Origin of the sequence: Pontibacter arcticus (assembly GCF_003284895.1) — a bacterium.
Classification (GTDB): Bacteria; Bacteroidota; Bacteroidia; order Cytophagales; family Hymenobacteraceae; genus Pontibacter; species Pontibacter arcticus.
Genome location: NZ_QMDV01000004.1, coordinates 366,415 through 387,491, shown reverse-complemented (window position 1 = coordinate 387,491; position 21,077 = coordinate 366,415). Strand labels below are relative to the sequence as shown.

Here is a 21,077-nt window from a genome sequence, read left to right as displayed (position 1 = left end):
ATCTGTTAAATCAAATCGTAAACATGCAAACTTACTTTTTCTTTGATAAAGTATAACCTGCCCTCAAAGATAAAAAAAGTATCTGAACCTATGCCACTTAATCCGGTAGCAAGCTCGATCTGCAATAGCAATTCTCCTGCCAGAGTCCAGGCGGCCAGATTATTCTGCCATGTTTCTTTACCCGACGAAGTATAATAGCTGATAATGATCGCATGATCGGTTTCGGCATACTCCATACCTGCTATGGCCGTAACTCCCAGTTGCTGCTCCAGAAAAGCCTGTACCTGTTCAAAGTAAGGTTCCCCCTGCAAGTATAAATCGGGGGTAATGTGCTGCTTAAACCGCTGTAGTGTATGTTGTTCTACCAGTTGCAGGGCCTGTTGCTGTGCCAGGCCGGTCTGTATGATTTTACCTGAGGAGGTTTCTGCAATTTCAAAACCGGCTTCGGGCTGCTCAGGGTCATAGAGCACGATGCCTGCTTTGGAAATGCCATAAAAGGCTTTGGCTGGTTGCTGCCAGCTAATCTGGTTTTTAGCGGCATCAAGCGCAGTTATACTTTTATGCTGACCCAGTTTACGGTCGCCGTAGCCATGCAACAAAACCATGCCCTGGTGCGCATCTTCCAGGCCAAGCCACCAGGCAGGTTCTTCGGGGGTGTTCAGTTGGGTTAACGTAAAATGGGCCAGATCTAAGGTATAAAAATGAGCCAGCAGCACGTCGCCGTCCCGGATCTCGAGCGCGAGACGGTTGCCTTCCGTATCCAGGGCCATGCGCCAGACGGGAGCTTTAAAATCGAATAAGTATAATAAGGAAAGTATAAGCTTGGCTTTTTTTGTTATCTTAGGTTTGTGAAGCTCCAATTTATGAAATCTCCTGCAAAGCACCGGCATCCTTATTTTTTATACTTCCTGTTTTGCCTGCTATTGTTCCCTTTGGTAAGTATGGCCCAAACCACCAAGCCCAAAGTATTTGTATTTGAGATCAACGCTGAAATAGACCCGCGTACCAACCGCTACACCGAACTTGCCCTTACTGAAGCAACTAACGCCAAAGCCGACCACGTGTTGCTGGTGCTCGATACGTTTGGCGGCGCCCTGACAGATGCCGACCAGATCCGGAAACGCATTCTGGAATATCCGAAGCCGGTGTATGTGTTCATCAACAAAAATGCTGCTTCGGCGGGTGCGCTTATTTCGCTTGCCTGCGACAGCATTTACATGGCTCCCGGCGGAAATATCGGTGCGGCCACGGTGGTGGGTGCCGATGGGCAGGCTGCCCCCGGAAAATACCAGAGTTACATGCGCTCTATTATGCGCTCTACCGCTGAGGCCAACGGCCGCAACCCACAACTTGCCGAAGCCATGGTAGATGCCAACGTAGACAGCACAATTTCTGCCGGACAGGTGTTAACGCTTACCACTGCTGAGGCCATAAAACAGGGCTTCTGCGAAGGCACTGCCACTGATGTGAAAGGCGTACTGTCCAGGCTGAACCTGGCAGATGCCGAGGTCATAAATTTCGAGCTCAGTACAACAGATAAGATCATTTCATTTTTCCTGAACCCTGTTATAAGTGGTATTTTACTGTTGCTGATCATCGGTGGGTTATACTTCGAGCTGCAATCGCCGGGCATTGGCTTTCCGTTGCTTGCGGCGACTGTGGCCGGTGTTTTATACTTAGTACCGTATTACCTGAATGGCCTTGCCGAAAACTGGGAAATCCTGCTCTTTGTGGTGGGGCTTATCCTGATTTGCGTGGAGGTTTTTGTGATTCCGGGGTTTGGCGTAACAGGCATCAGCGGCATTATACTGGTCTTTGCATCGCTGGTGCTGGTGATGGTGAACAACCAGAATTTCGACTTTACGTTTGTGCCTGCCAGTGACCTGAAACAAAGTCTTGTAGCGGTGCTAGTAGGCATGGTGGGGGCCGCGGTACTGATCGCACTGACCTGGAACAGACTCTCGAATAGCAAAGCCATGCAGCGCATTGTGCTCACCAATACCCAGCAAAGCAGCGAGGGCTACCGCGCTGCTGAGGCGCAATACCAACTGATCGGCAGAACCGGAGTTGCCCATACCCGCATGGCGCCTAGCGGTCGTGTGTTGATAGATGATACTTTGTATGATGCGCAGGCCCGCGAAGGGTATATCGAAGCCGGTGAAACCATCGAAGTGATCGACCAAAGTACCTTCGCCCTTATCATAAAAAGAGTTAGCTGAATTCCGGCAACAATTTCAGCTATACTTGCCTTTGCTATCGTATTGACTCAAAAAACAAACCTAACCTATGAAATTCACAAAACTGTTTTTACCAGCCATACTTGGTCTGGCGCTTGTAACCACCGCTTGCCAAGAAGGCGCTATGCAGCAGAAAAAGGACGATACAACCGGCAGTACTTCTTCAACAGAAGGAACTGAAAAAGCCACCGGCACACTTACATGGGCTGGAGAATACATGTCTGATGGTTGCGGCTTTACTTTAGAGATAGACGGTAAAACCTACAAACCGGAAAACGAAGATACCATTGATGCTGCTTTTAAAGTAGAAGGCTCGATGCCGGTAGAAGTGGAATTTGTGCGCCTGAACGAGCAGATCGACCGCCGTTGCGGCCTGTCGCCGGATAGCAAAGCCATGGATGGCATCCGGATTGTGTCTATCACAAAAAACTAGCGCATTTTATACTTTGTAATGGGTTGCAGGCTTTTGTTTAAGAGGCTTGCAACCTTTTTCTTTTGTAGATGCTCTTGTTGGCAACTGATTTGCTAGACTTCTTTTATGAAAAAACTACGTAACAACGCTTTCTCCTTTCTACTGCTTTTCGGGTTGCTTGCCTGCGATACCGATGACGAAACTACGGTTGATCCGGTTGCTAAAACAGAAACGATACAGGCTTCCCTGCAATGGACCGGGGACTATGCGGCAGATGGCTGCGGTTATATTTTAAATGTGGGGACATCAAAGTATAAACCTACAAACGAAAACGACATCCCGAACAGCTACAAAACACAGGACCCGACTTTGGTGCAGGCCACTATTATCAACTACCGGAAGTCTACTTCGGTTTTCTGCGGATTTGCCAACACTAACATGAACAGCGTTAAAATTGTGAAGCTCGAAAAGTTGTAGCCTGCAAAAAAGTGAAATAGCGCTAGTATAAAAGGCACGCTTCTGTAACTTGCACCAAAATCATACAGCACAACCATGGATATACTTGGCATTATACCGGCCCGCTACGCCAGCACCCGTTTCCCCGGAAAACCGCTTACCCTTATCAACGGCAAAAGTATGATCCAGCGGGTATATGAACAGGCTACCAAGTCGGGTTTAACAGCTGTGCTGGTTGCCACAGATGATGCGAGTATACTGGAACATGTGGAAGCATTTGGCGGCAAAGCTATACTGACAGGCGAGCATCACCAGAGTGGCACCGACCGCTGTTTTGAAGCCTACCAGCGCTACGACAAGCCTTTCGAATACATCATCAACATACAAGGCGACGAACCTTTTATAAAACCGGAACAGATCGATCTGGTAGCTTCCTGCTTTCAGAACCCGGCTACGCAGCTGGCCACGCTCATTAAAAAGATCACGCAGGAAGAAGACCTTTTTAATGTGAATGCGCCTAAAGTAGTGATTAACCAGAATGGCGAAGCTTTATACTTTAGCCGGCAGGCTATACCCTACTGCCGCAACGTACCTGCCGATATCTGGCACAAGCAACACACGTATTACAAGCACATCGGCATTTATGGCTACCGCGCCGATATTCTGGAGCAGATAACGCAACTGCCGCCCTCTGCACTCGAACTGGCCGAATCGTTGGAGCAACTGCGCTGGCTTGAGAACGGTTTCCGGATCGCTACGGCCGTAACCGCGTTTGAAACGATTGGCATCGATACACCCGAAGATCTGCTGAAAGTGCAACAGTTCATGTAATTATCCAGCCCGGCTCTCTCATGAAAAACTATACTTTGCAGCGCTTCGTGAAGCTGAATTTATACTTCTTTTGTATGTACAGCGTGCTTACGGCGATATGGTATGGTATAAATGGCAGGTTCAGCGAAAACTTCGGAGCGTTGGATGAGATTTTCCTGAATGCGGCTTTCTTCTCGCTGATCTTTACAATAAGTATACTGGTGTGGTACCGCAGAACCGAGCTCAGGATTCCGGTAACGGCTCTGAGCCAAACGGCCCTGGACAAAGCATTACAGGAAATTGGCTTTCTGAAGATCAGCGGCGCGCATCAGGATAAGTATAGCCTCTACAAACCAGCACCGCCCAAAGCGCCTGTTTTGGCTGGTAAAATATTTGTGGCCAGGTCAGCTAACTTTTACCACTTGCAAGGCGCTACAAGAATCCTGAAAACACTAAGTTATAAGCCGGCCTAAAGTATAAATCTATACTTTCAAAAGTATAAATCAGCCGCCAGCTTTTTTTGCTTTATAACCAGCCGCTAAAAGTATCTGCAACACTTTATCCCGGAAATCTCCCTGAATCAGGATCTCGCCATCTTTTGCTGAGCCGCCTACGCCGCATTTGCTTTTCAGTGTTTTTCCCAGCTCTTTCAGGTCGTTATCGGTTCCAACAAAGCCTTCGATCAGGGTTACCTGTTTTCCGCCCCTGGATTTTTTATCGAGCATCACTTTCAGGTTTTGCTGTTGCGGCGGCAGCGTGGTCGCTTCGTTCTCCTGCTCATAGTCGTAACTGAAATCAGAACTGGTGGAGTACACAACTCCCTGGCGGCCTTTTTTATTTTTATCGCTCATAATTTTAAGTTGAAGGAAGTATAACGTGTAATGAAAGCGGTAATGTCTGCACCTCGAACTGCTTCGCTTTGCCGATAAATTCGCCATCCGCATGAAACATCATAGGTTCTTCGGTTTCTATTTCTACGTTGGTTGTTTTAAAATATTCGGCGCTGTCGGCGTTGGCCAGTTGTTTGGCGAGCATGCAATAGCTCAGGTTCAGGGCCTTTACAAAATCCAGTTGCCGGATCAGGCAAACATCCAGTAAGCCATCCCGGATATCAGCCAAAGGCGCAATATATGCATTGTTGCCGTACTGGGCCGCGTTGGCGAATGCCATCACAAAACAGTCGGTGCTTATACTTTGTCCGTTAATGGTAACTGTAACCGGCAGGTGTTTATACTTGCGTATTTCTTTCAGGATGAGCTCTACATACGTTTGCAAACCACGCTTTTTATTGCCGGCAAATACCGAACTGATGTAGGCATCAAAGCCAATACCAGCCGTCGTGAAAAAAGGATGCCCGTTAATACTGCCACTATCTATCCGGCTTTTTACCCCGTTGTTCAAGGCAAGTATGGCTTTATCGAGCTGCAACGGAATCTGTAAATGGCGCGCTAACCCATTACCTGACCCTCTCGGAAGTATGCCCAGCGCTGTGTCGGAGTGCAGCAAACCTTTGGCCACTTCGTTCATGGTGCCGTCCCCTCCTACTGCTACCACTACTTCATACCCAGCTTCGGCTGCTTCTCTGGCTAATTCGGGGGCATGGCCTGCATGCGTGGTATATACAATGTCGGGTTTATACTTTGTCTGATCGAGCAGCAGGTTAATGCGTGCAGCCACATCTACCTTGTTCCGGGGGCCGGACGTAGGGTTGATGATAAATCTGATAGGGGAAAGTTTGCTCATACTTTTGCAGCCAAAAAAAGCCGGTGGTAAAATTACGCCATAAACCACGTAATGCAAAAAAGCCTGCCACACAAAGTATAACAGGCTCTTCAGAAGTATAATTACGACAAGCAGTTAACGCAGGTGAAACGTCAGAACCGGCGTTGTAGTATGGTTTACAATATCTTCGGCAATACTGCCGCTCAGCAAATGCGACAACCCCGTACGTCCGTGTGTGGCCATCATGATCAGGTCGGCTTTAATATTGTATGCGAAATGCAGGATACCATCCTCTTCTGTTACATCGTTGAAAATGTTGACAGAGTAATTCTGTAAATTGTGGTCTTCAGCTAACTGCACCAGGCGCTGCTGCAGGTTTAGGCTGTTTTCGAATGCGCTCGGTGTATTAACATATACCAGGTGCAGCTTCGCGCCAAACATTTCCTGCAGCGATTTGAAACGCTGCATCGCACCTTTAATCTCACGTTTAAAATCTGACGCTACTACAATTTCACGCGGTTCGAAATGCTGCTGGCGGTCTTTTACGGTAAGTACCGGGCATGTAGCCGTACGCACCACTTTCTCGGTGTTCGAGCCGATCAAAATCTCCTGTAGCCCGCTTGCCCCTTTGGAGCCCATCACGATCAGGTCAATGCCTTGTTCCTGCACCAGGTTATTTACTTTGCTGTGTAGCCTGCTCACATCCACCGCTTCCGTGACATGTAAGCCTTCGTATGGAAAAGCGTTTTTAAACTTGTTCATATCGCGCTTCACATTCTCCAGTAAATGCAGCATATATACTTGCTCCATACCATCCGAAGTGTTCTCGCCTGTTGTACTGAAAGTGGAATTATAAGGCATCTCGATTGTGTGAAGCAGCACTATTTCAGCATTTATTTTACGTGCTATAGCCAGCGCCACTTCGTAGGCATTTTTCGATTCTTCAGAAAAGTCGGTTGGGACAAGTATCTTTCTCATATGTATAGGGAAGGTTAGCGATACAATTATTCGGTTATAAAGTATAAACCCAAAAGTAGTAGTATTACTGATCCGGAAGTATGATATATATCATATCCTACATTTACTTTTGTCCGGTTATACGGTAATATAAAAATAAAAGCCCACCCTGGTTACAGGGTGGGCTTTCAAAAGTATAAATCGAATGAAGATTACTTTCCGATACGCGCGATCAGGTCGGCAGCACGGTTAGAGTATCCGGTTTCGTTATCATACCAGCCAACTACTTTTACAAGCGTTTCGTTTGCAGAAGTCAGTTCAGCATCGAAAATACAAGAGTGTGCATTTCCAACGATATCAATCGAAACGATCGGATCTTCTGTATATTCCAGGATGCCTTTCATTTCGCCTTCAGCCGCTTTTTTCATGGCAGCGTTGATTTCTTCTTTTGTAACTGGTCTTTTCAGCACAACAGTCAGGTCTGTTAAAGAACCATCCGGAATAGGAACGCGCATGGCAACACCATCCAGTTTACCTTTCAGGTGAGGCAATACAAGACCTACTGCCTTGGCTGCACCCGTAGAGGTAGGGATGATAGAATAAGCAGCAGCACGCGCTCTTCTCAGGTCGCTGTGCGGAGAATCCTGCAGGCTCTGGTCAGAAGTATAAGCGTGTACTGTGGTGATGTAGCCTTTCTCGATTCCGAAAGTATCATCCAGCACTTTAGCCATTGGCGCAAGGCAGTTCGTTGTGCACGAAGCATTGGAAACGATGGTTTCATCGCCTGTCAGGATGTCTTCGTTCACACCTAATACTACAGTTGGGATATCGCCTTTTGCAGGGGCAGAGATCACTACTTTACGGGCACCCGCTTCCAGGTGACCGCCAGCTCCCTGTGCATCCAGAAAACGACCGGTAGATTCCAGTACTACATCAACACCCAGTGTGCCCCAAGGCAAGTTCTTAGGCTCACGCTCAGCAGTAATTCTGATTTCACGACCATTTACAACAATACCGTTTTCAGTGGCTTCTACTGTACCATTAAATCTGCCGTGTACGGAATCATACTTCAGCAGGTGGGCCAGTGTTTTTGTGTTCGTCAGGTCATTGATAGCTACAACTTCTACATTGTCCTTCTCGAGCAGGGCCTTGAAAGTAAGTCTGCCAATACGGCCAAAGCCGTTTATTGCAACTTTAATTTTAGACATGGTATCTAGTTTTGAGAGGTTTATTTTTCCGATGCGAATTTACGATTACCTTGCTGGAAAACCAACATTATTTTAGGCATAGGTACGTGTGCCAATTAAATAGTTGAAAAAAATTATCAAATTATTTTGGAAAATCGAAAATAGGCTATACTTTTGCAGCATCAAAACAGTAGCACGGTCCGTTCGTCTAGGGGTTAGGACTTCAGATTTTCATTCTGGCAACAGGGGTTCGATTCCCCTACGGACTACTAAAAAGCCTCTCAGTTAACCCTGAGAGGCTTTTTTTATTTACTTCGGACACTATTCGGACACGTAGTATAGTTTAAGATCTTGATCTGAAGTCAAAATGTAATTAATGTATAACCAAACGACAAATCTTAAACTCACAGTAATAACTATTGCAAACAAGCAATTTGTATCTATAGAATCTGAATTAGTTAAATATGATAAAAGCAAAAGCACTTATAATAGGAAATTCAAATTATTCTGGTAATCAACTTGACAACCCTATAAACGATGCAACAGATATAGATGAAGTACTTTCACGTTTAGGTTTTAAAACTACTCTTATTACAGATGCAGATAAAATTACTCAAGACAAAGTTATAACTGAATTTGCTACAAGTTTAGACAATTTTGATATTGGGTTATTTTACTTTGCGGGTCATGGTTTTCAAATAAATAATGAAAACTATCTAGCTGCAATAGATACCGACTTCAATGACGAAGAGCATGCAAAACATACTGCTTTCCCTCTAGATATACTTCTATCCTACTTCGGCAAATCAAAGAACAGTACAAGCATTATAATTTTAGATGCATGTCGAGAATTGCTAAAAAAGAAAGCATGGTATCGTTCTGTCGAAGATTCAGGGTTAGCCCCAATATTTGCACCTAAAGGAACGCTAATAGCATATGCTACTTCTCCAGGAGAAAAAGCATTAGATGGAACTGGCCAACGTAATGGTATTTATACTAATGCACTTTTACAGCATATTACTGTAGAAAATATACCAGTGGAAGAGATGTTTAAAAGAGTGAGAAATTCAGTCTTCGCGTTTTCTAAAGGAAGGCAAACTAGCTGGGAACATACTTCTTTAACAGGTACTTTCTACTTTAATAGTGGCCAGCTGGCACATTCTATAACTATTGAATATTCACAGTTAGCAATTCAAGATGGCTTATATGTAGCTAATACTTCTACCTTAATAGACTCTATAATTAAAGACTTAAAATCGTATAATTATTACACTCAAAATCCTGCGATAGATAAAATCAGCCAAATTAATGTTAGAACCGAAGACAAAAATAAACTTTTTATATTAGGTAGGAACATATTACAGGCAGCCTGTGGCAATTCTGCTGCAGCAATACAGTTCATGGATAATCTTGCTACTAATCTACCTTCTTTAGATATCGGACATAAGAACCATGTCCTGAATGGCATTATTTATGAAACCTTTTTTAACTCATATGGGAGTTTTAGACAAGATGAGATTAAATCCTGTTACTTATCCGCTACCTACCAATTACTAGAAGATAAGAAGTATGAAGAAAGCTTGAAGTTTCTAAACTTAGTACTTGAGCCATATAGAGATATTATTTTTTATATACCATCCATACATCAAAGTGGAATTTCTTTCGATGTTGAGCTTCAAAAGGCAGGCGAAGAAAAGTATTTATTGAAAACAATAAGATATGAAGGTAATGAAGTTCTAAGAAAACAAGAATCAAATTTTTCTTGGGAGAGAGATAATGATCAAACATATTTTGGTGTTAATTTCAAAGGTCTAAAGCGATTAATTAGCCAAGAAATCAACACACCTGAAAATAAACTAAGTATTAATACAAATCTAATGTTAGATGATAATTCCAGAATCGATTACCCAGATAATCATCGTATTTTAAAATAATAAGTTTTTGAATAGTCATACGCTTTAAAGACTTTTACTTCAATTCACGAACGGAAAATTTACACTTTTAATTTTTTCTAAAAATTCCTTATTAATGTAATAGAGTTTAGCAAAATATTTTGCTAAACTCTATTACATTAATAAGGAATCACAAACCTAGTATTTATCAATATGAGCAAATTGAAATTAGCAAAATATTTATAAATTCTATAATCTTAAATATTAATCAAAATTATTATTAATACTAAGTTGTATAATTGTATTCCCATCATTCTCAAACTTATACCTTCCAGGCCCCAAAACAATCCAGTCTTCATCAGATCGATCATCATCCCACTCCTCTTCATCATCTTCATAACGTTTTTTTACATAGGTATACTTCGTCTCTTCACAGTTTATACTTCCAGATTCGAAATCACGAGAGATAGTAAACTCCTCTCCTGGCTCTACTTCTATCTCATCAATATTAAAGCCCTGGCTAAACATTATGTCATAGTCATTAGATTCCTCTTCATCTAGGTTGTAGCCACGGTTACGAGCTGTTGCAGTATAACTGGGTTTTAGCTGCACTATTAAGTTTTCTATTTCCATAAGTTAATTTTTTATAAGCTATTAATTATCTGCTGTTTGAGTTTTATACCAACCCCATTATGGTATGTATTACAGCTAATATAGAAATAAATATATAAATTGGGTAAATCTTAATTTAAACTAAGATTACATCAATTCTATAAAACATTTAATAATCATACCTCTAACTAAAAAACATGGCAGGCCACAGCTTAGATTTGACTAAAGACATCAATATTTTAAATATCAACTCTCCTAAGAAATCAGTTGATGGACCATACAAAGTTGTTTATAAAAATGTAGACGAAAGATGGGCTATAGTGGCCTTAGATTGGGACGGAAATCCAAACTTAGGAATGAGGTGGTTTTGGGGTAATGGAGGGAATCCTTTTTCTACTGGCAAACCAATTTGGCTTATCATACCTAACGCACTAATTAACTCTATCTTAGATGGCCTACCACTTGAATTTAAATTCAGAAAAAAAATTGAGAAGTTTTTGAATGGAGAAATAAAGGGTTCAGATCTTTAAAAAGCTATCTTTAACATCAAGTAATTAATCAAGTAAACAACCTAAACTCCTCGTCTGCCATTCACTTATTTTTAGACGCTATGAACAAAAAGAGCCTATCAGAAAGAGATATTTGTACCAAATTCATAACACCCGCTTTAGAAAAGGCAGGTTGGGATAAGCAGTTACAGATATTGGAAGAAGTATCTTTCACTGATGGTAAAATACACGTTCGTGGGAAACTAACCACTAGAGGAAGCAAAAAACGAGCTGATTATATACTGTATTACAAGCCTAACATCCCTATTGCTATCATTGAAGCAAAAGACAATAATCACTCTGTAAGAGCTGGTATTCAGCAAGGACTCGATTACGCTAAAATATTAGATATACCCTGTGTATTTAGCAGTAACGGTGATGGGTTCTTTTTCCACGACAGAACTGCAGAAGGCAAAAACATCGAGAGCGAAATCGGTTTAGAAGACTTCCCTACTCCAGATCAGCTTTGGGAGCGTTATAAAAAGTACAAAGGTATAGAGACGCCTGAAGCTGAAAAGATTGCTGCACAGGAATACTTCTTTGATGGCACCAATAGAAAGCCAAGGTATTACCAACAGATAGCTGTAAACAGATCGGTTGAGGCTATTGCTAAAGGGCAAAACCGCGTGCTACTGGTTATGGCTACAGGTACAGGTAAAACCTATACTGCATTTCAGATCATTCATAGGCTTTGGAAAAGTGGAGCGAAGAAGCGTATTCTGTTTTTAGCAGACCGCAACGCTTTGATAGATCAGACCAAACGCGGTGACTTCAAGCATTTTAAAGATAAAATGACCGTTGTGAAAAAGCGGCAGATAGATAAGAGCTTCGAAGTTTACCTGGCACTATACCAGGGCTTAAGCGGTAGCGATGAAAAAGCAAATGCTTACAAACAATTCTCAAAGGACTTTTTCGATCTTATTGTTATTGACGAGTGCCACCGTGGGAGTACTAAAGAAGACAGTAACTGGCGCGAGATCTTAACCTACTTTAGTAACGCTACACATATTGGTTTAACGGCAACACCAAAAGAGACAGAAGAAGCAAGTAATTCTGAATACTTTGGCGACCCAATTTATACTTATTCTTTAAGACAGGGTATTAATGATGGCTTTCTGGCTCCTTACAGAGTAATTAGGGTTGCCTTGAATGTAGATGCGGAAGGATGGAGACCAGAACAAGGTAAAACCGATAAGGATGGCAATGAGGTTGAAGATAGAATGTATAACAAGAAAGACTATGATCGAAGCCTTGTTATAGATGAACGCACAGATACAGTAGCAAGGAAAGTAACCGAATTTTTAAAAGGGTATGACCGCTTTGCCAAAACTATTATTTTCTGCGTGGATATTGACCATGCTGAGCGCATGCGTAGTGCTTTAGCCAGACATAATGCCGACCTAGTAGCAGAGAATTACAAATATGTAATGCAAATTACCGGGGACAATGAAGAAGGCAAAAGGGAGCTTGACAACTTTATTAACCCGGAGGAAAAATACCCGGTTATAGCTACCACATCTGAATTGATGACCACTGGTGTTGACGCACAAACCTGTAAGGTAATTGTGTTAGATGCCATTATCAATTCAATGACTAAGTTCAAACAGATTGTTGGACGTGGCACCAGAATAAATGAAGAGTATGGCAAACAATATTTTACCATACTTGATTTTAGGAACGCCACAGACAATTTTGCAGATCCGAAATTTGACGGAGAGCCAATAAGAATTAAGCCAGTTACCGAAGGTACAAACCTAGGAGGTATTATTGATGAAGAAGAAGCCAATACAGACCCAATCACAGATGACGATACAGGTGAAGAGATTATAATTGAAATACCTAAAGTACGTCAGCCAGATCCATCAGGCACTCCACCTACAAGCGACCCGAAATCCAAAGTGTATGTAAACGGCGTTGATGTTTCCATTCTAATTGAGCGTGAGCTGCATTTTGATCAGCATGGTAAACCTATTACTTCCAGTCTGAAAGACCATACTAAGCAAATCATAAAAGGCCAGTTCGCATCCTTAGATGACTTCCTGAACAAGTGGAATAACACAGAGCGTAAAGAAGCTATAGTTGCCGAACTTGAAGATCAAGGTGTGATGGTAGATGCGCTACTTGAAGCAGTTGACAAGCAGGTAGACTTGTTTGATTTAATCTGCCATGTTGCCTACGACCAACCTCCGTTAACACGTAAAGAAAGGGCCAACAATGTTAAGAAAAGAGACTACTTTACGAAGTATGGTGAACAGGCCCGCCAAGTTTTAGAAACACTGCTTGAAAAGTATGCCGACGAAGGCATTGAGAACATTGAAACATTGGAAGTGCTACAAGTAAAACCACTAAGTGATTTTGGCTCCACCGTCGAAATTGTAAACGGGATCTTCGGAAGTAGGAAAAAATACATGGAAGCGATAAAGGAATTAGAAACAGAACTTTACAGAATTGCCTGATGTGCTTAGTTTCTGATAATATTAAATTCTGTACCTGCAAGAGTTCTTCACCGGACAGGCTGAACCATTATTGGCTTTTACACCGCTACAATAAAGATAAACATGACTTCTTTATGGGCGTGCCGATGATACCTTCAGAATTTACCGACCCTAACTTTATTATTAATAATTTTACACTTGAAAGCAGGTTAAATGAACCGGATGCTTTTGATTTTCCGGCTTCATTCAAACCAAAAGACCAACTTGTAATAGTATTCAACAACCAGGCTAAAGAGTACGACAAAAGATTAACCTACTGCTTCCGATTTAAAAAAGGCAGATGGGTGAGCGAAAGCTATGACGTATTTGAGCTAATGAATCACTACGACGAGTTTGCCTTTGGCAAAATGAACCATATTAATACCAATACAACAAGTACCAAATGAGTAACATAAGCGGAATTATAAAGTCCATTAGAGATATTTTCAGAAAAGACCCTGGCTTGAGTGGCGATGCACAACGCATTGAGCAGTTAGGCTGGATGATCTTTTTAAAGCTTTTTGATGATAAAGACCAACAGAGAGAATTAATTGACGAGAACTACACTTCCCCGATACCAGAAGAATTGCAATGGCGTAACTGGGCTGAAAACGACGAAGGTATAACAGGAGATGAACTGATTAATTTTGTAAACAACCAGCTGTTTCCGCAGTTAAAGGAAATACAGGTTGCGGCAGATAACAGGTTGGGTGTTATCATCCGTAATATTTTTGATGGCACAAATAACTACATGAAGAGCGGGACTACTTTCCGCCAAGCCATTAATAAACTAAACGAGATTGATTTTAATAGCAGTAAAGATCATCATATCTTCAACGTTATCTACGAAGATATTTTACAAGGCCTTGCTACTAAAAAAGATACGGGCGAGTTCTATACACCAAGAGCTGTAACACAGTTTGTCGTGGATATGGTAAACCCAAAGCTAGGCGAGAAAATAGCAGACCCGGCGTGTGGTACGGCAGGTTTCTTGGTTTGCGCTATAGAACATTTGCGGAATCAGGTAAACAGCGTTAATGACCACAAAACGCTACAGGACACAATTACTGGTACAGAATTAAAGCCATTGCCATACATGCTTAGCGTGGTGAACCTGATTACGCACGATATAGAAGTTCCACAGATTGAAAATGGTGATGCTTTGAGCCGTGAGTTAACATCTATCAAGCAGGCTGACAAAGTTGATATAATTGTGGCTAACCCTCCTTTTGGTGGCGTAGTGGGCGATGGTATGGAAACCAATTTCCCGCTAAACTACCGCACCAAAGAAAGTGCAGATCTGTTCTTGATTTTATTTATACAGATGCTGAAAGAAGGTGGTCGTGCCGGTATAGTACTGCCTGATGGCAGCTTGACTGGTGATGGCGTAAAGGCAAGGGTAAGGCAAAAGCTATTAGAAGACTGCAACGTGCATACCATTATTCGTTTACCACAATCTGTTTTTGCACCTTATGCAACCGTAAACACCAATCTTATCTTTTTTGAGAAAGGTAAGCCTACTACGGACATCTGGTATTACGAGCATACTTTGCCCGAAGGCCAGAAAGCTTATAGCAAAACACGCCCAATACGAATAGAAGAATTTGAACCAATAAAGAACTGGTGGAACGACAGGCTGGAAAGCGAAGTATGCTGGAAGCTAGACTTTACCAAAAGAGTACAAGATGCCAAAGTTAAAGCTAAACCTTACTGGGACAAGGCTGAAGAAGCAGAGAACACCATTGCTGAACTAAAGAATAAGCTATTTTTTGTAGTTGAAAAGATAAAAGAAAATAAAGCCAAGGCTCCAGAGTTTGAAGGTGTAAGACAAGAGCTATCTGCTTTAATTTCTGAGAATGAACAGCTGGCTAAATCTAACAAGCAAACTGGCGATATTATTTACTGGGCAGCTTTTGATCTGGATATTAAAAACCCCAACAAGGTTAAAGAAGAAGTAACTTACGATAGGTTAGCTATTATAAAGAAAATTGAGAGTAACCAGGTAAAGATTTCTCAGATTCTTAACGAACTTAAAGAGCTGGCTTTATAATGAGATACAGATTAGGTGATATTTGCACTATCACAAAAGGTGCAACAGGAATCATGAAAGCTATTCCTGGCGAATACCCAATGGTAACATTAGGTGAAATTGATAAGACACATAATGAATACCAGTTTGATGCAAAAGCCGTAATTATTCCTTTGATCTCTTCCACTGGCCACGGACATGCCAGTATGAAAAGAGTGAAGTACCAGGAAGGAAAATTTGCACTTGGCAATATACTTTGTGCAGTAATCCCCAAAGATGAAAGCTTTGTTTTAGCTAAATACCTGCAAATTTATCTGCATTGGAACCGGGAAGAACTACTTGTTTCTCAAATGAAAGGAATGGCAAATGTAAGCTTGCCAATGAATAGAATTGCCGACACGGAAGTTATTATACCAAGTTTTGAAGCTCAACAGTATATAGTTAATCTGGAAAGAAAGCTTATGGCGAAAGAGCTAGCAGCTTTTAAACTTATAGATGATCAGCTTATTTATACAGAAATACTTCATCAAGCTATCTTACAGGAAGCGATTCAAGGTAAATTGGTAAAACAAAATATAGCTGATGAGCCTGCAAGCGATCTACTAAAGAGAATTAAAGTAGAGAAAGTAAAATCAGGTATAAAAGAAAAGCATTTGCGTCCAATTGAATCTGATGACATACCTTTCGACATTCCTGAAAATTGGATTTGGTGTAAACTAGGTGATATAGTAGAAAGTTACCAAAATGGAATTTCAACGCGAGGATCAAATGACATCACAAGTGCTATAGTTCTTAGATTAGCTGATATTAAAAATTCTAAAGTTGATGTTTCTGATACTAGACTTATAAATCTACCTTCCAAAATAATTGAGAATCATAAACTGAGAAAAAATGACATATTAATTACTAGAGTAAATGGAAGTATAGATCTAGTAGGGAATTTCAATTATGTTGGTAATTCTGATAAAGTTCTAACCCCTTGTGATCACTTTATCAGAATGAGATTTGGTGTTCTTGTAAATGCAGATTTTATCTTCCTTGTTGGCAAGGCTCAACATGTAAGAAAAACTATTGCGGATAATTTCAAGACTACATCTGGTCAAAAAACAATTAATCAAGGTCATATAGATAACTTACTGATACCTCTGCCGCCACTTAGTGAACAAAACCGGATCATTGCGGAAGTTGAAAAACAAGCAGCTAAAATTGAACAACTAAAAAAATATGTCATCTCAAACCAACAAGCTACTGAGCAGCTATTAAAAGCTTTGCTGCACCAGGCTTTTGAACTGGAAGAATCACAGGAAGCAGAAGTATTAATGGAAGTATAATGGCAGAGATTCAATCCAGCAGTACAGGGCTTTCTGGTGAGTATTTTGTAGCTGCTGAACTACTTAGGCGGGGGTTTAGTGTTGGCATTACAATGGGTAATGCTAAGGCCATTGATATTTTAGCTGAAAAGGAGAATAAGCAGTTTATAATTCAGGTAAAAGCCATCTATAAGAAAAAGAACGTAGGTTGGCCCATGATGAGAGATAGAGTCCATGTAGGCCACTACTACATCTTTGTAAACCTTAACGGTGATAAAATGACCGAACCCGAGTATTTTATCTGTACTGGCGAAGAAGCTAAATCAAAAGTCAAGCAATACTCAACAAGAGGTATAGTTGATCTTAAAAGCCTAAATAGTGACGATTTTAAAGATAGGTGGGCGGATTGGTGAGATTCTTAAAAGTATAGATGACAAAATAGAGCTGAACCGCCGCATGAACCAAACGCTGGAGCAAATGGCGCAAACGCTCTTCAGGCAGTATTTCGTGGATGGTATTGATGAAGAGAATCTGCCGGAGGGATGGAAAATTGGTAAGCTTAGTGATGTGTCAAAGAATGTTCGTATGACTGCAAATCCTAAAGACCTACAGGAAGAATGTAAATATGTTGGGTTAGAGCATATACCTCGTAAATCAATAGCCTTAACTGATTGGTCTACTTCAGCTGGAGTAGAAAGCCAGAAGTATAGATTTGAGCAAAATCATATCCTTTTTGGAAAGCTTAGGCCATACTTTCACAAAGTTATACTTGCACCATTTGAAGGTATATGCTCAACAGATATTTTGGTCATTGAGCCACTAAAAGATTACATGTTGGCGTTCTGCCTTCTTCATTATTCAAGTGAAGAAGTAGTACAGTATTCAAATCAATTATCTCATGGTACACGAATGCCAAGAGCAGATTGGAAAGGCTTATCAGGCTATGAAATAGCTATACCTCCTAAAGAGCTATTCATTAAATTTAACAACTTAATATTACCTTCTCTTCAGAAGATAAAGACAGACATAGAAGAGATTCAAACGCTTACCCAACTCCGCGACACCCTCCTTCCCAAACTCATGTCAGGAGAAATTGATGTAATGCAAACCAAACCAGAAGAGCTGCATGAGCCAGTACTTAGCTGAAGAAGCCATTGAGCAAGCGGCCATTGCCTGGCTGCGCGAACTGGAGCCCTATACCTACCAACACGGCTCCGATATAAAGCGCGACCTGAGCAAAGCCGTGCTAGAAGATGTGTTTGAGCAATTTCTGCAGCGCCGCTACCCGCAGGTGCCGCCAAAGGTGCTGGCCGAACTGAAGCAGGAGTTCCTCTACAACACGGGCGCAGACCTGCATCAGCGCAACCACGCCTTCCACCTCAAGCTCAGCAAAGGCATCAGCAAAACCTGGAAAGACGACACCGGCAAACAACACTTCGGCCACTTCTACCCCATCGCCTACGACGATGTTCACCAGAACGAATTTCTGGTCGTTAACCAGTTCACCATCATCGGCAAAAGCAAACGCATCCCCGACCTGATCATTTTCGTGAATGGCCTGCCGCTGGTGCTCTTCGAATTCAAAAACCTGTTCAACCAGGATGCTACCGTAGAAGCCGCCTACAACCAGGTGCAGCACTATACCTACCAGATTCCGCAGCTCTTCGAGTACAATGCCCTGACTATAGTGAGCGATGGCCAGACCACCCTGCACGGCATGTACAGCAGCGGCCTGGAGTGGTTTGCCGCCTGGAAAAGTATAGACGGCCGCGAGGTAGTCGGTAACGGCTTCGCGCTGGAAACGCTTATTAAAGGTTTGCTCGTGCCTGAGCGCCTCTTGCAATACGTGCGCCACTACATCTTCCACGAGCTCGACAAGGGCCAGCTGATCAAGAAAGGCGCCAAGTACCACCAGTTCTTCGGCATACAGTACGCCCTGCAGGAAACACTGAAGTCGGTAAAGCCCTACGGCGATGGCCGCATTGGCGTGGTATGGCACACCACCCGCTCCGGCAAAAGCATTACGATGGCCATTTACACCGGCATCCTGCGCCAGCTGCCCGAACTGAAGAACCCAACCATAGTGGTGCAGGTAGACCGCTTCGACCTCAACCGCCAGCTCTTCGACGATTTTGTGGCCGCTAAAGACCTGGTAGGCGATGTAAGCATAGCCAACACCACCGACGAGCTGCGCAGCCTGCTCAGCGGCGATAGCGGCGGCGTGGTATTCAGTACCGTGCAGAAGTTCAACCTGAAAGACACCGCCACAGGCCGCGAGCTGGAACACCCCGTCCTGAGCACCCGCGACAACATCATCGTGATTGCTGACGAGTGCCACCGCACACAATACGGCCTGATCGATGGTTATGCCAACAACCTGCGCCGCGCCCTGCCGCAGGCGAGTTTTATCGGCTTCACCGGCACGCCCGTGGATAGCAAAGACGCCGACACCGTAGCCGTGTTCGGCGACATCATCCATACCTACGACATCCGCCAGGCCACCGAAGACAAAGCCGTGGTGCCGATCTATTACGAGCCGCGCCTGGCCAAACTGCACCTGGGCAATGCGCAACTCGAAGAAGAAGCCGAAGAGATAACCGGCGGCCTGGAAGAAAACGAGAAGAACCGCATTTTGTGGGCAGCCATGGAAGACGCTGCCGGATCTGCCGGACGAGTGGAAGCCATTGCCAAAGACATTTTGCAACACTATAGTTCGCGCAGTGCCAACCTGGAAGGCAAAGCCATGATTGTGTGCATGAGCCGCCGCAACTGCGTGAAGCTCTACGATGCGTTAACCGCACTGGAAGGCTGCCCGGAAGTAGCCGTGATCATGACCACCAACATCGCCAAAGACCCACCGGCCTGGAATCCGCATGTGCGTTCCAAAGAGCAGATGGAAGGCATCAAAGCCCGCTTCAAAGACCCCGACGACCCATTGAAACTCGTGATCGTGCGCGACATGTGGCTCACCGGCTTCGACAACCCTGCCATGCATACCTTGTATGTAGACAAAGTGATGAGCGGCCACAACCTGATACAGGCTGTCAACCGCGTTGCCACTGTTTTCCGCGACAAGCCCAGCGGCCTGATCGTAGACTACATTGGCATTGGCGACAGATTACGCGATGCTACCAAGAAGTATACTGCCGCAGGCGGCGAAGGCCAGATAGCGCTGGATATAGAAGAGGCTTTTGAGCTGGCGAAGGAAACGATTTACCAATTGCGGGAAATGCTGCCAAGTGGGCCGGTTGAAGTCTTTGCTGCTGTTCGGGATTTGCAATCCCGAACCACTATACCTGCGGATTTGCAATCCGCTACTCTGCAGACTCACGATAACAGTGAACGGGGATTAAAAATCCCGGTCGTAAGTGCCTCCGGATTACAAATCCGGAAGAGCAGTTCTGTTACAGGCACACCCACTAGGGAGTTCGCTTCCGTGCATGCGGCTATACCTTACTTCCTGTCTTTACCTAAAACCGAAAAGTTCAAGCTGATACAGCATGCCGTCAACCACCTTGTTGCCGATGACGAAGTATGCAAAACTTTTATGCTGAACGAGAAGATACTCAGCAGCCTGGCTCCTATCATCAAGAGTCACGAAAGTATAAACGTACTCTCCTCCGACATCATTTACCTGCAGCACGTAGGCGCAGCCCTGCGCAAGGCCAAGAATCCGGATCGAAATATCAGGAAGTCAGCAGAACAGGTTAAAAATCTGATTCACCGCTCCATCGAAAGCGAAGACGTAGTGGACGTGTTCCAGATGGCCGGCATCGAGCGCTTCGATATTTCTATTGTTACCGACGAGTTCCTGGCAACGGCAAAGGAACAGAAGACCGGCAACGAACTGAAACTGGAGTTGCTGCGCCAGATCATGAACGATGAAATAAAAGTGCGCTCCAGCAAAAACCTGACCAAGTATAGAAAGCTGCGGGAAGAAGTAGAGCGCATCATCGCCGACTACCACAACCACTTTTTCGACAGCCTGGTGGCTATGGAAAAGCTCCGCGAAGTTGCACGTCAGATGCAGGAAGAAGACCAGCGCCGCAATCAGCTCGGTCTAACTGACGAAGAAGAAGCTTTCTACGAGATTCTGGCAAACCACCCCAACGCCGTGCAGGATTTCGACCTGATAAAAGAGCTGGTGCAGAAGATACTGGCCCAGGTTAAAAAGAGCGCCTCCCAACCCGACTGGTACAAAAAAGACGACACCAAAGCCCAGCTGCAATTAGCGGTAAAATCCGTGCTGCGCTTCAAGGTAAAAGCCGAACTGCAGGAGATTCTGGATGAAATTATGGAGCAGGCCGAAGCCAGGTACAGGGAATATGATACGAAAGTGGCGTAAATTAAAAAGAAGTTTAAAAATGTAGAGTGCCCAGTAAAGCTTTATTAACAATCTATTGGGTTTGAGTAAGTCACAGCTTGGTTTAA

Annotated in this window: 20 protein-coding genes and 1 tRNA gene; 15 read left to right on the top strand and 6 right to left on the bottom strand. The window is 43.4% G+C overall.

The features are described from left to right. Nucleotides 1–5 precede the first annotated feature (5 nt). Entirely contained in the window at nucleotides 6–860 is an 855-nt protein-coding gene (locus tag DP923_RS14465; protein WP_165838204.1) for a DUF4905 domain-containing protein, read from the bottom strand. Between the two features lie 3 nt (nucleotides 861–863). On the opposite strand from DP923_RS14465, the gene DP923_RS14460 reads away from it, so the two are divergent. The 5 genes from DP923_RS14460 to DP923_RS14440 all read left to right on the top strand — a co-directional run bounded on the left by DP923_RS14460 (nucleotide 864) and on the right by DP923_RS14440 (nucleotide 4,388). Next, nucleotides 864–2,219, top strand: a complete 1,356-nt coding sequence (locus tag DP923_RS14460) for an NfeD family protein (RefSeq protein ID WP_112306567.1) — start codon at nucleotides 864–866, stop codon at nucleotides 2,217–2,219. Nucleotides 2,220–2,286: 67 nt separating this feature from the next. After that, nucleotides 2,287–2,670 (top strand): hypothetical protein, encoded by a 384-nt coding sequence (locus DP923_RS14455; RefSeq protein ID WP_112306566.1) that lies wholly within the window; start codon nucleotides 2,287–2,289, stop codon nucleotides 2,668–2,670. A gap of 105 nt (nucleotides 2,671–2,775) precedes the next feature. Beyond that, nucleotides 2,776–3,126 (top strand): hypothetical protein, encoded by a 351-nt coding sequence (locus DP923_RS14450; RefSeq protein WP_112306565.1) that lies wholly within the window; start codon nucleotides 2,776–2,778, stop codon nucleotides 3,124–3,126. 75 nt (nucleotides 3,127–3,201) lie between these two features. Beyond that, nucleotides 3,202–3,936 carry a 3-deoxy-manno-octulosonate cytidylyltransferase gene (gene kdsB, locus DP923_RS14445; RefSeq protein ID WP_112306564.1) on the top strand — a complete coding sequence of 245 codons (735 nt, stop codon included), beginning with the start codon at nucleotides 3,202–3,204 and terminating at the stop codon, nucleotides 3,934–3,936. Between the two features lie 20 nt (nucleotides 3,937–3,956). Then, a complete protein-coding gene (locus tag DP923_RS14440; protein WP_112306563.1) occupies nucleotides 3,957–4,388 on the top strand; it encodes a hypothetical protein in 432 nt (143 codons plus the stop codon). Between the two features lie 30 nt (nucleotides 4,389–4,418). On the opposite strand, the gene DP923_RS14435 is transcribed toward DP923_RS14440, so the two are convergent. The 4 genes from DP923_RS14435 to gap all read right to left on the bottom strand — a co-directional run bounded on the left by DP923_RS14435 (nucleotide 4,419) and on the right by gap (nucleotide 7,802). Next, a complete protein-coding gene (locus DP923_RS14435) occupies nucleotides 4,419–4,766 on the bottom strand; it encodes a translation initiation factor (RefSeq protein ID WP_112306562.1) in 348 nt (115 codons plus the stop codon). Between the two features lie 4 nt (nucleotides 4,767–4,770). Continuing rightward, the gene (locus DP923_RS14430; RefSeq protein WP_112306726.1) at nucleotides 4,771–5,658 is read right to left on the bottom strand and encodes a diacylglycerol/lipid kinase family protein; all 888 of its coding nucleotides are present in this window, start codon (nucleotides 5,656–5,658) and stop codon (nucleotides 4,771–4,773) included. Nucleotides 5,659–5,772: 114 nt separating this feature from the next. Next, a complete protein-coding gene (locus DP923_RS14425; protein WP_112306561.1) occupies nucleotides 5,773–6,615 on the bottom strand; it encodes a universal stress protein in 843 nt (280 codons plus the stop codon). Nucleotides 6,616–6,806: 191 nt separating this feature from the next. Then, a complete protein-coding gene (gap, locus tag DP923_RS14420; RefSeq protein WP_112306560.1) occupies nucleotides 6,807–7,802 on the bottom strand; it encodes a type I glyceraldehyde-3-phosphate dehydrogenase in 996 nt (331 codons plus the stop codon). 176 nt (nucleotides 7,803–7,978) lie between these two features. Here gap and DP923_RS14415 point away from each other — a divergent pair. Next, nucleotides 7,979–8,050, top strand: a tRNA-Glu gene (locus tag DP923_RS14415). Between the two features lie 195 nt (nucleotides 8,051–8,245). After that, on the top strand, nucleotides 8,246–9,715 hold the full coding sequence (locus tag DP923_RS14410; protein ID WP_112306559.1) for a caspase family protein: 1,470 nt from the start codon (nucleotides 8,246–8,248) through the stop codon (nucleotides 9,713–9,715). A 222-nt stretch (nucleotides 9,716–9,937) separates the two neighbouring features. Here the strand turns inward: DP923_RS14410 and DP923_RS14405 are convergent, their stop codons facing one another. After that, nucleotides 9,938–10,306: a hypothetical protein gene (locus tag DP923_RS14405; protein WP_112306558.1), complete on the bottom strand. Its 369-nt coding sequence runs from the start codon at nucleotides 10,304–10,306 to the stop codon at nucleotides 9,938–9,940. Nucleotides 10,307–10,482: 176 nt separating this feature from the next. Here DP923_RS14405 and DP923_RS14400 point away from each other — a divergent pair, with 176 nt between their 5' ends. The 8 genes from DP923_RS14400 to DP923_RS14365 all read left to right on the top strand — a co-directional run bounded on the left by DP923_RS14400 (nucleotide 10,483) and on the right by DP923_RS14365 (nucleotide 20,991). Beyond that, nucleotides 10,483–10,815, top strand: a complete 333-nt coding sequence (locus tag DP923_RS14400) for a hypothetical protein (RefSeq protein WP_112306557.1) — start codon at nucleotides 10,483–10,485, stop codon at nucleotides 10,813–10,815. A gap of 80 nt (nucleotides 10,816–10,895) precedes the next feature. Then, the gene (hsdR, locus tag DP923_RS14395; RefSeq protein WP_112306556.1) at nucleotides 10,896–13,289 is read left to right on the top strand and encodes an EcoAI/FtnUII family type I restriction enzme subunit R; all 2,394 of its coding nucleotides are present in this window, start codon (nucleotides 10,896–10,898) and stop codon (nucleotides 13,287–13,289) included. After that, a complete protein-coding gene (locus DP923_RS14390; protein WP_112306555.1) occupies nucleotides 13,289–13,714 on the top strand; it encodes a hypothetical protein in 426 nt (141 codons plus the stop codon). The genes hsdR and DP923_RS14390 overlap by 1 nt, the downstream gene beginning before the upstream one ends. After that, nucleotides 13,711–15,357, top strand: a complete 1,647-nt coding sequence (locus DP923_RS14385) for a class I SAM-dependent DNA methyltransferase (protein ID WP_239021046.1) — start codon at nucleotides 13,711–13,713, stop codon at nucleotides 15,355–15,357. Before DP923_RS14390 ends, DP923_RS14385 begins: the two co-directional genes overlap by 4 nt. Beyond that, entirely contained in the window at nucleotides 15,357–16,667 is a 1,311-nt protein-coding gene (locus DP923_RS14380) for a restriction endonuclease subunit S (protein ID WP_112306554.1), read from the top strand. Before DP923_RS14385 ends, DP923_RS14380 begins: the two co-directional genes overlap by 1 nt. Beyond that, nucleotides 16,667–17,059 (top strand): hypothetical protein, encoded by a 393-nt coding sequence (locus DP923_RS14375; RefSeq protein WP_112306553.1) that lies wholly within the window; start codon nucleotides 16,667–16,669, stop codon nucleotides 17,057–17,059. Before DP923_RS14380 ends, DP923_RS14375 begins: the two co-directional genes overlap by 1 nt. Next, entirely contained in the window at nucleotides 17,025–17,792 is a 768-nt protein-coding gene (locus DP923_RS14370) for a restriction endonuclease subunit S (protein ID WP_112306552.1), read from the top strand. The genes DP923_RS14375 and DP923_RS14370 overlap by 35 nt, the downstream gene beginning before the upstream one ends. After that, entirely contained in the window at nucleotides 17,773–20,991 is a 3,219-nt protein-coding gene (locus DP923_RS14365; RefSeq protein WP_112306551.1) for a type I restriction endonuclease subunit R, read from the top strand. Before DP923_RS14370 ends, DP923_RS14365 begins: the two co-directional genes overlap by 20 nt. Nucleotides 20,992–21,077: the final 86 nt, after the last annotated feature.

Excerpts from the sequence above, each read along its gene's own strand:
- DP923_RS14430 (WP_112306726.1), bottom strand. The coding sequence starts at position 5,658 with ATGAGCAAACTTTCCCCTATCAGATTTATCATCAACCCTACGTCCGGC.
- DP923_RS14385 (WP_239021046.1), top strand. The coding sequence starts at position 13,711 with ATGAGTAACATAAGCGGAATTATAAAGTCCATTAGAGATATTTTCAGA.
- DP923_RS14380 (WP_112306554.1), top strand. The coding sequence starts at position 15,357 with ATGAGATACAGATTAGGTGATATTTGCACTATCACAAAAGGTGCAACA.
- DP923_RS14390 (WP_112306555.1), top strand. The coding sequence starts at position 13,289 with ATGTGCTTAGTTTCTGATAATATTAAATTCTGTACCTGCAAGAGTTCT.
- DP923_RS14425 (WP_112306561.1), bottom strand. The coding sequence starts at position 6,615 with ATGAGAAAGATACTTGTCCCAACCGACTTTTCTGAAGAATCGAAAAAT.
- DP923_RS14460 (WP_112306567.1), top strand. The coding sequence starts at position 864 with ATGAAATCTCCTGCAAAGCACCGGCATCCTTATTTTTTATACTTCCTG.
- DP923_RS14455 (WP_112306566.1), top strand. The coding sequence starts at position 2,287 with ATGAAATTCACAAAACTGTTTTTACCAGCCATACTTGGTCTGGCGCTT.
- DP923_RS14450 (WP_112306565.1), top strand. The coding sequence starts at position 2,776 with ATGAAAAAACTACGTAACAACGCTTTCTCCTTTCTACTGCTTTTCGGG.
- DP923_RS14365 (WP_112306551.1), top strand. The coding sequence starts at position 17,773 with ATGAGCCAGTACTTAGCTGAAGAAGCCATTGAGCAAGCGGCCATTGCC.
- DP923_RS14405 (WP_112306558.1), bottom strand. The coding sequence starts at position 10,306 with ATGGAAATAGAAAACTTAATAGTGCAGCTAAAACCCAGTTATACTGCA.
- DP923_RS14400 (WP_112306557.1), top strand. The coding sequence starts at position 10,483 with ATGGCAGGCCACAGCTTAGATTTGACTAAAGACATCAATATTTTAAAT.
- DP923_RS14440 (WP_112306563.1), top strand. The coding sequence starts at position 3,957 with ATGAAAAACTATACTTTGCAGCGCTTCGTGAAGCTGAATTTATACTTC.
- DP923_RS14410 (WP_112306559.1), top strand. The coding sequence starts at position 8,246 with ATGATAAAAGCAAAAGCACTTATAATAGGAAATTCAAATTATTCTGGT.
- gap (WP_112306560.1), bottom strand. The coding sequence starts at position 7,802 with ATGTCTAAAATTAAAGTTGCAATAAACGGCTTTGGCCGTATTGGCAGA.
- DP923_RS14435 (WP_112306562.1), bottom strand. The coding sequence starts at position 4,766 with ATGAGCGATAAAAATAAAAAAGGCCGCCAGGGAGTTGTGTACTCCACC.
- hsdR (WP_112306556.1), top strand. The coding sequence starts at position 10,896 with ATGAACAAAAAGAGCCTATCAGAAAGAGATATTTGTACCAAATTCATA.
- DP923_RS14375 (WP_112306553.1), top strand. The coding sequence starts at position 16,667 with ATGGCAGAGATTCAATCCAGCAGTACAGGGCTTTCTGGTGAGTATTTT.
- kdsB (WP_112306564.1), top strand. The coding sequence starts at position 3,202 with ATGGATATACTTGGCATTATACCGGCCCGCTACGCCAGCACCCGTTTC.